The following is a 1,688-nucleotide window of genomic DNA, read 5'->3' on the forward strand; positions in this document are numbered from 1 at the left end:
CTTGGCCATCACTTCCAGTTCCTCGGGTTTCCAGGTGGGGAAGGAAAGCATGGCGCTAAAGAAGCCTCTTAGCGTCTCCTTGCGGCCCTCGTTGATATCTTCCCCAGCGTATCGCCTTTTGACCGTCTCGAAGGCCAGGAAGTAGTCGGTGTACTCCGCCAGTTCTCGGAAGGTCTGTCCCCGTCCCTCCAGGAGATCCAGCACTTCGGCAAGCCATTGCTCGCTCCGGGAACCGGGCCTGAGACCCGCCCCCTCCCAGAAAGGGATGGTATGCCTGGCCCGTTCAAGAGGCGACATCATGGCGATGTGGGCCTGGTTGACGTGGTTCAACTTGCCCATGTCGAAAATGGCGGCCTTCTTCGTGACCCTCGCCAGGTCGAACATATCGATGGCCTCTTCCCGGGTGAAGATTTCCCGGTCGTCGCCAGGGTTCCATCCCAGTAGCGCGAAGTAGTTGAAAAGTGCGTCGGGGTGATAGCCCATGTCACGGTACTCATAGACACTGGTGGCACCATGTCTCTTGGAAAGTTTCTTTTTGTCCTTGCCGAGTATCATGGGCAAGTGGGCGAAGATTGGAATCTCCCAGCCCAGGGCTTGGTAGATCAGTATCTGCTTCGGCGTGTTCGAAATGTGGTCCTCGCCCCGGACCACGTGAGTTATCTCCATGGCGTGGTCATCCACGACGACGGCGTAGTTGTAGGTGGGGAAGCCGTCGCTTTTTATCAGGACGATGTCCTTCAGGGTGTCGCTGGCCATCTCGATGTGCCCGTAGACGACATCGTCAAAGGCCACCTTCACGCCCCGAGGCACGGAGAAGATGATGGCCTCCCCATCGCGGTAGGCCAGGCCTGAATTCACCAATTCCTGGGCATGCTGGAGGTAAATCTCCCTTCTCTCGGATTGCCTGTAGGGACCGTGGACGCCTCCCACGTCGGGCCCTTCGTCCCATTCGAGGCCGAGCCAGCTCAACCCCTGAAGTATGGTACTCTCGTGCTCCTCGGTGGATCGGATCAGGTCTGTGTCCTCGATGCGCAGGATAAAGGCTCCCCCGCTGTGGCGGGCCCAGAGCCAGTTGAAGAGGGCCGTATGGGCCCCCCCGATGTGGAGCGCCCCCGTGGGGCTGGGAGCGAAACGTACCCTGGTGGTCGATCTCATTTCTCGTTCATCCTTCCCTGGTGGTATCCTATCCGGTAGCATCGGAGTCGAACAGCAGTATACCGCAAATAACCCGGACGAAGGAGATGGGGCTAATGCCGGAAAAGACAGTACTACTAGTGGATGGTCATGGGCTCGCCTTCAGGGCCTTCTTCGCCCTGCCGGAGCTCAGCGCGCCCGACGGCACGCCGACAAACGCGCTCTTGGGATACGCCAACATGCTTCTTCGGACCTTGGAGGACCTCAAACCAGATCTCGCCGCCGTCGTCTTCGACGCGCCGGGTCCCACCTTCCGACACGAAGCCTTCGAGGCCTACAAGGAGGGCCGGCAGCCAACTCCGGAGGAGTTCAAGGCGCAGATGCCCCTCATCAAGGAGTTCTCCCGGGACTTGGGAATTCCCGTCGTGGAAAGGGCTGGCGTCGAGGCTGACGACGTCATCGCCTCGACGGCGCTCTCGGCCGTCGGAAAGGGTTACCGCGTCGTCATCCTGACGGCCGATAAGGACATACTCCAGGTTCTTGACGAAAACCTC

2 protein-coding genes are annotated in these 1,688 nt (G+C 59.7%); one reads left to right on the forward strand and one right to left on the reverse strand.

Features of this window, described 5'->3' with window-relative positions; all coding sequences use genetic code 11:
- Nucleotides 1-1,155, reverse strand: a 1,155-nt coding sequence (locus GX108_07140; protein NLO56805.1) for a glutamate--tRNA ligase, incomplete at its 3' end; no start/stop codon positions are given.
- Nucleotides 1,156-1,250: 95 nt separating this feature from the next.
- Between GX108_07140 and GX108_07145 the strand changes: the two genes are divergently transcribed.
- The coding region (locus GX108_07145; GenBank protein ID NLO56806.1) for a DNA polymerase I at nt 1,251-1,688 on the forward strand (438 nt) is incomplete at its 3' end.

Source organism: Thermovirga sp. (assembly GCA_012523215.1).
Classification (GTDB): Bacteria; Synergistota; Synergistia; order Synergistales; family Thermovirgaceae; genus 58-81.